Here is a 13,079-nt window from a genome sequence, read left to right as displayed (position 1 = left end):
AGGAGGAATGCCGGCATGAGCACGGACCCCACCAGCCGTTACGCGATGGACGAGGTGGCGCAGCTGCGCCTGCCTTCGGGCGAGGTGGTGGCCTATACGCGCCGCCGCATCGCGCCGCAGGGCGCCGCGATGGCGGTGATGGCCGAGGTGGCGGTGCTGCCGGGCGAGCGGGTGGACAACTTGGCGCAGCGCGCACTGGGGGACCCGCTGGCCTTCTGGCGCCTGTGCGACGCGAACGACGCCATGGACTCGGCCGAGCTGGTGGCCGAGCCCGGGCGGCGGCTGCGCGTGCCGCTGCCGGGGCGCTAGCGCCATGCTGCTGGGCATTCACCTCACCCTGCTGATCGGCCCCGCCGTGCCGGTGCCGGCGCCGCCCGGCATCGCCGAGGCGCTGAAGAGCGTGCAGGTGACGCATGCCGATGAAGGCCGCAGCGGCTTCCAGCTGGTGTTCGAGATGGGGCGCGGCGGCCCCACCGATATCGTCGATTATCCGCCTTTGCTCAGCCCGTTGCTGCGGCCGTTCAGTCGCGTGGTGCTGATCGCCCACTTCAACCTGGTGCCGCATGTGCTGATGGACGGCATCGTCACCACCCGCCAGGTGGCCCCTGGCAGCGAGCCGGGCGCCGCGACGCTGACCCTGACGGGCGAGGATGTCAGCGTGATGATGGACCTGGAGCAGAAGCGCGCCGAGCACCCGGCGCAGGACGAGACGCTGATCGCACTGAAGATCATCGCCTCCTACGCACTGTACGGGCTGGTGCCGGATGTGCGGCCGCCGCCAGTGGTGGACGTGCCCGTGCCGATCGACCGTGTGCCGGCGCAGCAGGATACCGACCTGGAATATCTGAAGGCCATGGCCGCGAAGCACGGCTACGCCTTCTTCATCGAGCCCGGGCCGCTGCCGCTGATGAACACCGCCTATTGGGGCCCGCCAAAGCGGCTGGGCATCCCGCAACCGGCGCTGTCGGTGAACATGGGGCCGCAAACCAATGTCGAGACCATCAGCTTCCAGTACAACGCGCTGGCGCCGACCATGGTGATGGATAGCGTGCAGGATGCCGACCTGAACGTGAAGCTGCCGGTCGTCACCTTCATGGGCACGCGGCCGCCGCTGGCGCCGATGCCAGCGCTGCCCTTCAACCTGCCAAACGTAAAGCGCAGCCTGCTGCCGGATAGCAGCGGGTTGAAGATCACCCAGGCCTATGCCCGCGCCCAGGCCATCACCGACAAGTCGCTGGATGCTGTGGTGACGGCGACCGGGTCGCTGGATGCGCTGCGCTATGGCGGGTTGCTGAAGCCGCGCGGGCTGGTCGGACTACGCGGCGCCGGCTTCACGCATGACGGGCTGTACTATGTGAAGAACGTCTCCCACGCCATCAGCCGCGGCGGCTACAAGCAGAACTTCACGCTGACGCGGGAAGGCGATGGCGCCCTGACCCCGGTAGTGCGGCCATGAGCCCGTATTTCGGCAAGTATCGCGGCACCGTCGCCAACAATATGGACCCGAAGCTGATGGGGCGCATCCAGGTCATCGTGCCTTCCGTGTTCGGCGATGGGCAGATGGCCTGGGCCATGCCCTGCGTGCCCTATGCCGGGCCGGGCGTCGGCCTGTTCCTGCTGCCACCGGTCGGCGCCAATGTCTGGGTGGAGTTCGAGGCCGGCAGTACCGAGCGGCCGATCTGGGCCGGTTGCTTCTGGGGGGTGGGGGAGGCCGCCGCCTTCCCGCCGACGCCGGAATTCAAGGTGCTGAAGACCGAAGCCTTCACCCTGACGATCATGGAGCCACCCAAGGCGCCCAACGCCGCCATCGTGACGCTGCAGACGGCGTCCGGGATGAAGGTGGTGATGAACCCCGTGCAGATGGAAGTGACCAACGGCGCCGGGGCCACCATCACGCTGATGGGGCCGAAGGTGACCATCAACAACGGCGCGCTGGAGGTGACGTGATGCCAGGCTTCCTGTTGCATGTCGGCGCCGGAATCGCCTGCCCGCATGGCGGCCAGGCCTCGATCACGGTGGCGGCGCCACGAGTGAAGGCGATGGGCCAGCCGGTGGCGGTGCTGAGCGACCCGACCACGGTGGCCGGCTGTGCCTTCCAGGTGCCGGTGGGCGCCGGCACCAAGCCACAGCCCTGCATGACAGTGCGCTGGCTGGTCGGCGCCGCGCGGGTGCGGGTCAACGGCACGCCGGTGTTGTTGCAGACCAGCAGCGGGCTTTGCCAAAGTGCGGAGGGCATTCCCCAGGGCCCGCCCACCGTCTCGATGACGCAGACGCGCGTGCGGGGGATGTAGCGCCATGGAGATCCGCTTTCCCTTCGGCTTCAACGGGCGTGGCAGGACCGCGGAGGCGGATGGCGAGGCGCATCTGCGCCAGCTGATCGAGCAGGTGCTGTTCACCTATCCGGGCGAGCGGGTGAACCGCCCCGATTTCGGCTCCGGCCTGATGCAGCTGGTCTTCGCCCCATCTGGCGACGAACTGGCCACCGCCGCGCAATTCCTGGTGCAGGGCGCGCTGCAACGCTGGCTGGGCGACCGTATCCAGGTGGAGGACGTGGCGGTGGAAGCGGGCGAGGGGCGGCTGACCGTGCTGGTCCGCTACGCCGTGCCCCGTACCGGCGAACGCCGCATCGAACGCTTCGAGCGGGAGGCAGTCACATGACCCGCTACATCTGCTGCGACGAACGCCGCCGCAACGCCATCGCCGGGCTGCCCGGCATCAATGGGCTGGACTTCCTGGAAGTGCGGGACGACCCCGCCGACCCGTTGCCGGACCGCCAGCGCACGCTGTTCGTGCATTTCATCAACGACCCATCCGGCCTGGTGCTCGGCCCGGCGAATGTGCGGATCGAGGGTGGCGAGCGTATCCGTGATATCCGTGTCAGCAACGCCATCATTGCCATCGACCCCCGAAGCTTCTCCACCCGCCCGGTGCTGGTGGTGCAGGTGGAGGCGGCGGGGGATTTCTCCATCTACACGCTGCGGCTGGTGGAGGACACGGCCCAGGCCGGGCGGCTGGCAACGATCGACCCAATCCTGCGGGCGGTGGATTTCTCCTTCAAGGTGGCGTGCGACAGCGGCTTCGATGCCAGCACCGCTGCCTGCGCGCCGCCGCGCCCAGCCTCTCCGGCACTGGACTACACGGCGCGGGATTTCCGCGCGCTGCGGCAGATGCTGCTGGACCGCGCCGCCACCCTGTCCCCCGAATGGACCGAGCGCAACGCCGCCGACCTCGGCATCACGCTGCTGGAATTGTTCGCTTCTGTCGGGGACCATCTCGCCTACCGGCAGGATGCGGTGGCGGCGGAAGCGTATCTGGATACGGCGCGGCGCCGCGTCTCCGTCCGCCGGCATGCGCGGCTGGTGGATTACCGCATGCATGATGGCTGCGCCGCCCGGCTATTCGCCCATGTCGCCATCGAGGGCGGTACGCTGGCCTTGCCGGTCGGCACCAAGCTGCTGACCGCGGCCCCCGGCCTGCCAGAGCGCTTCCGCGCCGAGGCCGATGCGTATCGCCGCGCACTCTCCCTCGGGGCCGAGGTGTTCGAGACGCTAGGCCCCGCGCGGCTGGACCCGATGCTGAACACCATTCCGCTGCACGCCTGGGGCGACCGCCGCTGCTGCCTGCCACGCGGCGCGGTGAAGGCGACGTTGCGGGGCGACGTCACCGCCGCGCTGGCTGCCGGCGACTGGCTGCTGTTCGAGGAAGTGCGAGGCCCGCGCACCGGCGATGCCGACGATGCCGACCCGGCGCACCGCCAGGTGGTGCGGCTGACGCGGGTGGAAGCGGCGCTGGACCCCATCGGCCGCCGCTTCGAGGACCCGCCCGCCGATGGTGCCGTGGCGGTGACCGAGATCGAATGGGCGGCGGAGGACGCGCTGCGCTTCCCGCTCTGCCTCTCGGCCGAGACCGATGCGGCCTTCGGCGGCGCCTTCGTCGATGGCGTCAGCATCGCCCGCGGCAACCTGGTGCTGGCGGACCACGGGCGCACCCTGCCGGGGGAGGAAGATCTTGGCACCGTGCCGCGCCCGGCGCTGTCCCGCCGCGCGGCCGTGGTGCCGGCGGCATCCTCCGTCTCCAGCTGGGATACGCTGGACGGCTGCGGTGGGGTGGAGCGGGAGCCATTCCCCCTGCGCTTCCGCCCGCGACTGCGGGAAGCGCCCCTGTTGCATGCGGTGCCGTGGGATGCCGCAGCGCCCCCCGCTTCCGCCGCCGCCGCCCTGGCGCCGAAGCCGGAGGACGCGGTGCCGGCGGTGCTGCGGCTGGAAAGCCGTGACAAGGCCGGTGGCATCCTGCGCTGGGTATCGCAGCGGGACCTGCTCTCCAGCGGCGACCGCCCGGATTTCGTGGTGGAAACGGAGGATGACGGCGCCGCCCGCCTGCGCTTCGGCGATGGCGAGCATGGCGACGCACCGCCCGTCGGCGCACGCTTCGCCGCGCGCTACCGCGTCGGCGGCGGGCGTCGTGGCAATATCGGTGCCGATTGCCTGGCGCATCTCGCCAGCGCCGATGGCACCGTGCTGGCGGAAACACTGCTGCTGCGCGTCAGCAACCCGTTGCCCGCCAGCGGCGGCGCGAACCCGGAGACGAAGGAGGAAGTGCGCCGCCGCGCCCCCTTCGCCTTCCGGGTGCAGGACCGTGCGGTGACGCCGGCCGACTATGCCGCCAGGGCCGGGCTGCACCCCGCCGTGCAGCGCGCCGCTTCCTCCCTGCGCTGGACCGGCAGTTGGCGCACGCATTTCATCAGCGTGGACCGTGCCGGCGGCGCCCCGGTGGATGATGGGTTCGAGGCGGCGTTGGTCGGCTTCCTGGAACCCTTCAGGCTGGCCGGGCATGATGTGGAGATCGACCGGCCACGCCTGGTGGCGCTGGAACTTGGGCTTAGCATCCGTGTGCAACCCACGCATTTCCGCGCCGATATCCGCCGCGCGGTGCTGGAGGTGCTGGGCACGCGGGCAGGGCCGGACGGCCGCCTCGGCGTGTTCCACCCGGACCGGCTGAGCTTCGGGCAGACGGTCTATCTCAGCCCCATCGTCGCTGCCGTACAGGCGGTGGAGGGGGTGGAGAGCGTCCGCGTTACCCTGTTCCAGCGGCGGGACCAGCCGGGGCCGAAGGGCGCGGAGGACGGCAAGCTCACCTTCTCCCGCCTCGAGATCGCGCGGCTGGATAACGACCCGAACTTCCCCGAGCACGGCTCCCTGGCCCTGACGCTGGAGGGCGGGCGATGAGCGGCGCACGCGAGCCCACCTTGCGGGACCTGGATGGCTGCGGCTGTTGCGAGGGCACTGGCCTGGATGCGCCGGCGGCGGTGTGGAACCGCCCCGGCCTGTCGGCGATCAGCTACCGCATCGGCGACCAGGCGGGCTTCAAGGCGGCGCTGCTCGCCGGCCTTTCCCGCGCCGACCTGCCCGCCCTGCGCCCGCTGACGACGCGGGACGACCGCGATGCCGCCATCCTGCTGCTGGACGCCTGGGCCGCCGTCGCCGACGTGCTGACCTTCCACCAGGAGCGGATCGCCAACGAAGCTTATCTGCGCACCGCGACGGAGCGCCGTTCGCTGACCTGGCTCGGCCGGCTGACGGGGTATGAGCCGGCGCCGGGCCTTGCCGCCTCCACCCACCTGGCCTTTACGCTGGAGGATGCGGTGGGCACGCCGGACCAGTTGCGGCTGGAGGCGGGGCTGAAGGTGCAGAGCATGCCTGGCCCGGGCGAACTGCCGCAGACCTTCGAGACGGTGGAGGCCATCGACGCCCGGCCGGAATGGAACGCCATGCGCCCGGTGCTGTGGCAGCCGCACCCGGACCCTTCCGCCGCGCTGAAGACCTACACGGTGAAGGGCGCCGATCCTTCCCTCCGTCCGGGCGATACCCTGCTGGTGGTGGCGGGTACGGCGGCGGCGGACCGCGCCGTCCGCCGCATCCGCGCCGTGCAGGTGGATGCCAGGGCCGGCACCACCCGGCTGGATGTGGCAGAGGACCCGCCGGACCCGCCGCCGCTGCTGCGGCTGGTGCTGGCACGGGCGCCCTTCGTGCTTCAGGCGTCGCGGCTGACCACCGCCAGCGTCACCGCCAACGTGCTCTCCGGCTCCTGGCGCCAGGCGGATCTTTCCGCTTTCGCCAGGGTGCAACGCTGGTCGGTGCGGCCGCTGATCCGCACCCTCACTGTGCTGGCGGCGCGGCGGGACGTGCCGGCGGGGAAGGGGCTGTTCCGCTTCCGCAAGCGCGCCGCCGTGTTCGGCCACAACGCGCCGTTGTGGGACAAGCTGCCCGCCACCCAGCGGAAGGGCGAGGCCTACACCACCAGCACTGGCGTCACCGCCTATTCCGCCCCGCCCTATCCCAGCTCCTGGGATGCGGCCACCGCCAACCGGCTGTCCGACGACACGGGCGGCAACGAAGTGCATCTGGACGGCACGCACCCCGAAATCGTCGCCGGCGGCTGGGTGGTGCTGGAAAGCCCCACCGCGCAACGCGCCTATGGCGTGGAGGACAATGCGGAGGTGACGCGCACCGGCTTCACCCTCTCCGCCAAGGTCAGCCGCCTGCGGCTGAATACGCGCGACGGGCTGGACGGCTTCACCCGGCGGGAAACGACGGTGCATGCCGAAAGCCAGGCGCTGGAGCTGGCGCCGTTGCCGGTGACGGAGGTGGTGGCGGGCGAAACCCTGGTGCTGGACGCCCCGTATCTCGGCCTCGCCGCCGGGCGGCCCGTCGCCATCTCCGGCCGGCGGGAGGACCTGGAAGGGGTGGACGATGCGGAGGTCGTCATCCTCAGCGAGGTGCTGTTCCAGGAAGGCCGCACGGAATTGCGGTTCGAGACGGCGCTGCGCAACCGCTACATCCGGGACAGCGTGCGGGTGAACGGCAATATCGCCCGCGCCACCCATGGCGAGACGAAGCTGGAGGTGCTGGGCGGCGGCGATGCCACCCAGCCCTTCCAGCGCTTCACCCTGCGCCAGGGGCCGCTGACCTATGTTCCGGCCCGCATCGCCGCAGGGGCGGAGGCGGCGCTGGAGGTGCGCATCGGCGGCGTGCTGTGGCGGCAGGCGGAAAGCCTGTTCGGGCTCGGTGCGCAGGACCGAGTCTACACCCTGCGGCGAGAGGAGGATGGCCGCACCACCATCGGCTTCGGCGACGGCATCTCCGGCGCGCGGCTGCCGACCGGGGCGGATAACGTCACCGCCCGGCTGCGTCAGGGCATCGGCGCCGCCGGGCTGGTGGGGGAGGATCGGCTGACCCTGCTGGCCACCCGCCCGCTCGGCGTCCGCGGCGTGACCAACCCGGTGGCGGCCATGGACGCGGCGGAGCCCGAGGGCGCCGATTCCATCCGTGCCTCTGCGCCGCTGCGGGTGCTGACGCTGGGCCGGGTCGTCTCCGTGCAGGATTACGAGGATTTCGCCCGCGCCTTCACCGGCATCAGCAAGGCGCTGGCGAGTTGGAGTTGGACGGGGCGGGAGCGCGCCATCGTGCTGACCGTGGCGGGGGAGGAGGGACGGCCGGTGGAATCCACCGGGCCCGTCGCCACCAACCTGCTGGCGGCTTTGCGGGAGGCGGGGGACCCGCTGGTGCCGGTGATGCTGCATTCCTTCACGCCGGTCTTCTTCCGTCTGGCCGCCAAGCTGAAACTGGATGCGGACCTGGCGCCGGAACCGCTGCTGGCGGCGGTGGAAGCGTCGCTGCGCCAGGCATTCGGCTTCAGCCGGCGGGCCTTCGGCCAGGGCGTCACGGCCTCTGAGCTCATGGCGGTGGTGCATGGCGTGCCGGGCGTGCTGGCGATGGACCTGGACGCCCTGTTCCGGTCCGATCAGCCGGAGACCCTGGAACAAGCCCTGCCGGCCGCCCTGCCGCGCGCCGGGCAGACCACACCCGCCCCGGCTGAGTTGCTGACGATCGACCCCCGCCCCATCGCCTTCGGAGTGCTGCCATGAGCTTCGACATAGAAAGCCTCTATGCGCTGCTGCCGGCCGTCCACCGCCTGCGCGATGCGGAGGCCGCCCGCAATGCGCCGCTGCTCTCCCCCGCCGAGGCGGCGGAGCTGGCCGCGCTGCAGGAACGGGCCGAGACCACTGGGCTGGCCGGCGAGGAGGCGCTGCGCCACACGCGGCTGGATGCCAAGGCCCGCACCGGCCCGCTGAAGGCGCTGCTGACCCTGGTGGCCGAGCAGGCCCAGGCGATCGAGGCGGATCTCGACCAGCTCTACGAGGACAGCTTCATCGAGACCTGCGCCCCGTGGGTGGTGCCCTATATCGGCGACCTCGTCGGCTACCGCGCCGTGCGGACCGGCGGCGCGCTGGCGGCCCCGCGTGCCGAAGTGGCCAACACCATCGCCGCGCGCCGCCGCAAGGGCACTGCCGCGATGCTGGAGCAGACGGCGCGGGACCTGACCGGGCTGGATGCCTCGGCGGTCGAATATTTCCGCCGGCTGGCGGTGACGCAGCAGCTGAACCACCTGCGGCCCGGCATCGGCACCGCCCGGCTTACCACCGGCGCCCATGACTTTCGCGGTGGGGCCTTCGACCACTCGGCCCGCAGCGCGGAAGTCCGCCGCATCGGCAGCCGGCGCGGCCGCTACAATATCGGCCATCTCGGCATCTTCCTGTGGCGCAGCGTGGCCTTGCCGATGCGCCATGCCCCCGCGGTGCGCGTGGATGCACGGCGCTTCCTGTTCAGCCCGCTGGGCATTGACACCCCGCTCTGGGCCGCGCCGGCGACGGAGCGGGACCTCCGCAGCCTGGCGGGGCCAGAGAACGTGCCCGCGCCGCTCGGCCGGCGGCTACTGGCGGCGGAACTGGCGCGCCACTACGGCGACAGCCTTTTGGTGCTGCGGGGCGAGGTGCCGGTGCCGCTGGCGGAGGTGCAGGCGTGCTGCCTGGCGGATACCGGGCCGGACCCGGCCACCAGCCCCTGGGCCAACATGCCCGCCACCGGCATCGCCCTCGACCCGGAGCTGGGCCGGCTGGCCTTCGCCGCTGACCAGGGCAGCGACATCGTCATCCGCGTCTCCTGCCTCACCGGCGGCAACGGCCGCATCGGCGGTGGCCCCTATGCCCGCGCGGCGACATTGGAGGCGGAGGCGGCACCGTTGCGTATCCCCGCCGACGCACCCAGCCTCGGCGCCGCCCTGGCCGACCCCGACTTCGCCGGGGAAGGCGTGCTGGAATGGGTGGGCGACGACCGCGCCACCGGCGCCGCCGTACCGCCCGCCATTCATGTGGCGGCACAGCGGCGGCTGGAAATCCGCGCGGCGGATAGCGCTTTCCCGACCCTGGTGGCCACCGCGCCCATCCTGCTGACCGGCGGCGACGGCGCGGAGCTGACGCTGAACGGGCTGCGGCTGGATGGCGCGCCGCTGGTGGTGCCTGCCCTGGTGGGCGGCGTGCTCAACGGCCTGCAGGTGCTGCGGCTGCGCCACTGCACGCTGGTACCCGGTGGTGGCCTGGACCGGCGCGGCGACCCCCGCACCCCCGGTGCGGCCAGCCTGATCATCGAGGCGGAGAATGTGCGGGTCGAGATCGAATCCTGCATTCTCGGCGGCATCCGCGCCACGGAGGAAGCGCGGCTGCGCATCCGCGACTGCGTGGTGGATGCCAATGCCGCCGGCAATGCCGCCATCGCCGCGCCGGATGGCGCATCGGCTGGCGCGCCGCTGTGGATGTTCAACACCACCATCATCGGCACGGTGCATACGCGGCTGATGGGCCTGTGTTCCAACTGCATCCTGCTGGGCACTGCGAAGTCCAGCCAGATGCAGCAGGGCATCGTCCGTCATTCGCTGGTGGCGCCCGGCTCCGTCCTGCCGCGCCGCTATGCCTGCGTGGCGGCGGAGGAGGTCCCGCCACGTTTCTCGTCCCTGCGCTACCCGGCGCCGGACTATGCCCGCCTCTCCCCCGAATGCGACCAGCGCATCCGCCGCGGTGCGGATGACGAGGGCGAGATGGGTGCCTTCCACGATGCCCAGGAGGCTGCGCGCGAAGCCGCGCTGCTTTTCCGCCTGGAAGAAAGCCTGCCCCTCGGCCTGGAGGCCGGGATCTTCCACACCGCGCCGCGCTGACCGGAGGACCACCCATGAAGGGCGATTTCACCCGCTTCACCTTCGGCCCCAAGCGGCACGACGTGGCGGTGCTGATGCAGCAGGGCCGCGTGCAGCTGGACGCCGATTGGAATGAGCAAGGCGCCATCGACCGCCATTTGCGGGAGGCCACCGCCCGCGATGTCATCGGCCCCGCCGGGGCGCCGAAGCAAGGCGGCGGCTTTGCCATCGGCCTGACCGCCGATGCGCGGGACCTGACGATCGGCGCCGGCCGCTTCCACATCGATGGCGGCCTGCTGGCCAATGAGGCGGAGGCGGCACTGACCCGGCAGCCGTATCTGTGGCCTGCCGCCAGCGGCCTCTCCGGCTTCGCCATGCCGGCGGCGACCGGGCGCTACCTGGCCTACCTGCTGGGCTTCGACTGGCACGTGACGGCGGCGGAAGACCCCGCCATCCGCGAGACCGCGCTGGGCGGCCCGGATACCGCCACGCGGCTGCGCCGCATCTGGCAGGTGCGGCTGGAAGCGGTGGCGGCCGCCGCGCTGCCCGCCGCCTTCGACGCTGCCTGGCGCCCCGCCGGCAGCGCCACCACCGGGCGGCTTGCCATCTCCACCGGCGCGGTGGGGCAGGCGGGGCCGTGCCTGCTGCCACCCACCGCTTCCTACCGCGCGTTGGAGAACCAGCTCTACCGTGTCGAGATACATCGCTCCGGCGACCGCGACGGCGCGGTGCCGGCGACCTTCAAATGGTCCCGCGACAACGGCGTGGTGGTGACGACGGTCAGCCGCTCCGGCCAGGTGCTGATGGCGGCCGATCTGGGGCGGGACGAGGTGTTGGGCTTCCACCCCGGCCAGTGGGTGGAGTTGATCGATCGCCGCATGGAGATGTGGGAGCGGCGCGGCCGCCTGCTGCTGATCGAGGCGGTGGACCCGGCGACCCGCGCCATCACCATCGCCGCCGCCACGCCGGTGCCGGCGGTGGATGGCACCTGGCCCGTCATCCTACGCCGCTGGGACCAGATGGGCACATCGGCAGGGGACCAGGGCATCCCGATGAGCGGCGCGACGGTGCCGTTGGAGCAGGGGGTGGAGGCCAACTTCGCCGCCGGCAGCTACCAGGCCGGGGAATGGTGGGTGGTGCCGGCGCGCACCGCCATCAGCGTCGAGACCGGGGTGGTGGAATGGCCGCGCGACGGCACCGGCAACCCGGCCTTCCTGCGCCCCCAGAACGCGCCGGACCGCACCTGCCCGCTGGCGCTGATGGATTTCGATGCCAGCACCGGCCGCTTCGCCCTGGTGGGCGATTGCCGCCCGCGCTTCCCAGCGCTGACGGCGCTGGAAGCCGCCGATATCGGCTTCGACGACACGGTCTGTGCCCTGGGCGGCGCCGCCACGGTGCAGCAGGCACTGGACATGCTGTGCGCCCGCAACGGCACCGACTGCACCTTGCTGTTCGGCCCGGGCGACGACCTGCAGGCTTTGGTGGCCACGCTGCCGGCGGGCGCGCATGCCCGGCTGTGCTTCCGCGTCGGCGATTATGCGCTGACGGAGCCGTTGCGGCTGGAAGGGCTGGGGCATGTGCTGCTGCAAGGCGGTGGCCCCGGTACGCGGCTGATGGCGGCGGGGGCGGAGATCGCTGTGCTGGCGACGGGCTGCGCCAGCCTGGCGCTGAAGGACTGCGCGCTGGTAGCCGGCGTGGCGGGCCACGACACGCCGGGCCTGCCGGCGCTGAATGGCGCGCTGACGGCCATCGACTGCGCGGACGTGTCGCTGGAGGGCGTGCATCTGCGCAACGCGGCGGGGCCGCTGCGCGCCTCCAGCTGCATCACCATTCGCCATACGGGCAAGGTGGCACCCGGCAGCACCGCGCGCATCCGTGGCTGCCGGCTGGAGGTGGCGCGGGGCCAGGTGGGGCTGCTGGCCATCGGCGTCGGCCGGCTGACGGTGGAGGACAACCTGCTGCTGGCCCAGGCCGCCGCCACGCCGCCGGATGCAAAGCGGGACCCGCATTACGCCGGCCGGTTGCGCCGCGTGCTGCTGCGCAATCTTGGCACCGCGGCCACGGTGCCCGACACCAACGCCCTGGTCAGCCACAACGGCCAGACCGTGCGCTTCCGCACCGACGCTTCGCTGATCTTCGTGCCCCCCGGCAACAATGCGTGGCAGCAACTGGTGACACGGGAAAACCCCCCCGTCCGCACGGCGCTGGAACTGGCCGCCTTCCTGAAGCGCGCGGCGGCGCGGATCGTGCAGAAGGGCGACGCGGTGGAGGGGCGCTTCGCCGTGCTGCTCGGCCGCATCGCCACCGAGGAAGGTACGGCCATGGCGCAAGGCATCGTCGTTGGCGGGGACCGCGCGGCGGAGGTGCGGATCACCGGCAACAGCATCCTCGGCGCGGTGCAAGGCGTGCATGTCGGCCTCAGCCGGCGGGACCTGCCGGGGCGGATGGTGTTCTCCACCGACTGGCTGCGGATCGAGGACAATGTGGTCGAGCTGCGGCTGGGCGCCACCACGCTGGGCGAGCGGCACGGCATCTTCATCGGCAATTGCCGCAGCATGCAGGTGGAGAACAACCGCATCACCGTCCTGCGCGATGCGCGGAGCGGCGACCGGCGCATCGAGGCCATCGTGCTGCACGGGGTGGTGGAGCGGCGGCTTGTGGTGCGGCAGAACCATATCAGCGGCGCGACGGTGGGTGTGGCGCTGCGTCCGCTTGGCGCCGCCTTCGCCCGGCCGCAATGGATCGTCACGGATAACCTGGCGGTTTCGGCCTCGACCGTCGTGACGGTCGAGCCGGATAATCTGCGCGCGCTGGTGCGTGGCCTGGCGGATAATTATGCCTGAAGCGCGCGATGGTTCTTGCAAGCCGGGGTGGCGCGGGAGCAGTCTTGGCCTGCGCGATGTGTTCCCATGGTCGGGTCGGCTTAGAGCGTTGTTTCGGTAACGAGTCCGCATTCAGCTGGCACGTTTAAGGTCTTCTGCAAAGTTGTCGAAGGGTTCGAATCCCGCGTCGTGCACCTTGTGCCCCAATGCCGAAGACGCCCGCCGCCGGAA

At 71.4% G+C, this 13,079-nt stretch carries 9 protein-coding genes; all 9 read left to right on the top strand.

The window, feature by feature from the left end:
* The first annotated feature begins 15 nt into the window (after window positions 1–15).
* The 9 genes from IBL26_RS18550 to IBL26_RS18510 are packed head-to-tail and all read left to right on the top strand — an operon-like array spanning window position 16 to window position 12,869.
* Window positions 16–309: a hypothetical protein gene (locus IBL26_RS18550; RefSeq protein ID WP_187786005.1), complete on the top strand. Its 294-nt coding sequence runs from the start codon at window positions 16–18 to the stop codon at window positions 307–309.
* 4 nt (window positions 310–313) lie between these two features.
* On the top strand, window positions 314–1,456 hold the full coding sequence (locus IBL26_RS18545; protein WP_187786004.1) for a hypothetical protein: 1,143 nt from the start codon (window positions 314–316) through the stop codon (window positions 1,454–1,456).
* Window positions 1,453–1,947 carry a phage baseplate assembly protein V gene (locus IBL26_RS18540; RefSeq protein ID WP_187786003.1) on the top strand — a complete coding sequence of 165 codons (495 nt, stop codon included), beginning with the start codon at window positions 1,453–1,455 and terminating at the stop codon, window positions 1,945–1,947. Before IBL26_RS18545 ends, IBL26_RS18540 begins: the two co-directional genes overlap by 4 nt.
* Window positions 1,947–2,291: an uS7 family ribosomal protein gene (locus IBL26_RS18535; protein WP_187786002.1), complete on the top strand. Its 345-nt coding sequence runs from the start codon at window positions 1,947–1,949 to the stop codon at window positions 2,289–2,291. The genes IBL26_RS18540 and IBL26_RS18535 overlap by 1 nt, the downstream gene beginning before the upstream one ends.
* 4 nt (window positions 2,292–2,295) lie before the next feature.
* On the top strand, window positions 2,296–2,658 hold the full coding sequence (locus tag IBL26_RS18530; protein WP_187786001.1) for a GPW/gp25 family protein: 363 nt from the start codon (window positions 2,296–2,298) through the stop codon (window positions 2,656–2,658).
* Window positions 2,655–5,225: a putative baseplate assembly protein gene (locus IBL26_RS18525; protein WP_187786000.1), complete on the top strand. Its 2,571-nt coding sequence runs from the start codon at window positions 2,655–2,657 to the stop codon at window positions 5,223–5,225. Before IBL26_RS18530 ends, IBL26_RS18525 begins: the two co-directional genes overlap by 4 nt.
* Complete coding sequence (locus IBL26_RS18520; RefSeq protein WP_187785999.1) at window positions 5,222–7,924, top strand: baseplate J/gp47 family protein; 2,703 nt, start codon at window positions 5,222–5,224, stop codon at window positions 7,922–7,924. The genes IBL26_RS18525 and IBL26_RS18520 overlap by 4 nt, the downstream gene beginning before the upstream one ends.
* Window positions 7,921–10,047: a hypothetical protein gene (locus tag IBL26_RS18515; protein WP_187785998.1), complete on the top strand. Its 2,127-nt coding sequence runs from the start codon at window positions 7,921–7,923 to the stop codon at window positions 10,045–10,047. Before IBL26_RS18520 ends, IBL26_RS18515 begins: the two co-directional genes overlap by 4 nt.
* 14 nt (window positions 10,048–10,061) lie before the next feature.
* Window positions 10,062–12,869, top strand: a complete 2,808-nt coding sequence (locus IBL26_RS18510) for a DUF6519 domain-containing protein (RefSeq protein WP_187785997.1) — start codon at window positions 10,062–10,064, stop codon at window positions 12,867–12,869.
* Window positions 12,870–13,079 lie beyond the last annotated feature (210 nt).

Origin of the sequence: Teichococcus aerophilus (genome assembly GCF_014490485.1) — a bacterium.
Classification (GTDB): domain Bacteria; phylum Pseudomonadota; class Alphaproteobacteria; order Acetobacterales; family Acetobacteraceae; genus Pseudoroseomonas; species Pseudoroseomonas aerophila.
Note: the sequence above shows the minus strand (reverse complement) of the source record. Positions and strands in the feature narration are given on the sequence as shown.

Bases quoted from the DNA above. Each gene is read 5' to 3' on its own strand.
- IBL26_RS18550 (WP_187786005.1), top strand. From the start codon at position 16: ATGAGCACGGACCCCACCAGCCGTTACGCGATGGACGAGGTGGCGCAG.
- IBL26_RS18545 (WP_187786004.1), top strand. From the start codon at position 314: ATGCTGCTGGGCATTCACCTCACCCTGCTGATCGGCCCCGCCGTGCCG.
- IBL26_RS18540 (WP_187786003.1), top strand. From the start codon at position 1,453: ATGAGCCCGTATTTCGGCAAGTATCGCGGCACCGTCGCCAACAATATG.
- IBL26_RS18535 (WP_187786002.1), top strand. From the start codon at position 1,947: ATGCCAGGCTTCCTGTTGCATGTCGGCGCCGGAATCGCCTGCCCGCAT.
- IBL26_RS18530 (WP_187786001.1), top strand. From the start codon at position 2,296: ATGGAGATCCGCTTTCCCTTCGGCTTCAACGGGCGTGGCAGGACCGCG.
- IBL26_RS18525 (WP_187786000.1), top strand. From the start codon at position 2,655: ATGACCCGCTACATCTGCTGCGACGAACGCCGCCGCAACGCCATCGCC.
- IBL26_RS18520 (WP_187785999.1), top strand. From the start codon at position 5,222: ATGAGCGGCGCACGCGAGCCCACCTTGCGGGACCTGGATGGCTGCGGC.
- IBL26_RS18515 (WP_187785998.1), top strand. From the start codon at position 7,921: ATGAGCTTCGACATAGAAAGCCTCTATGCGCTGCTGCCGGCCGTCCAC.
- IBL26_RS18510 (WP_187785997.1), top strand. From the start codon at position 10,062: ATGAAGGGCGATTTCACCCGCTTCACCTTCGGCCCCAAGCGGCACGAC.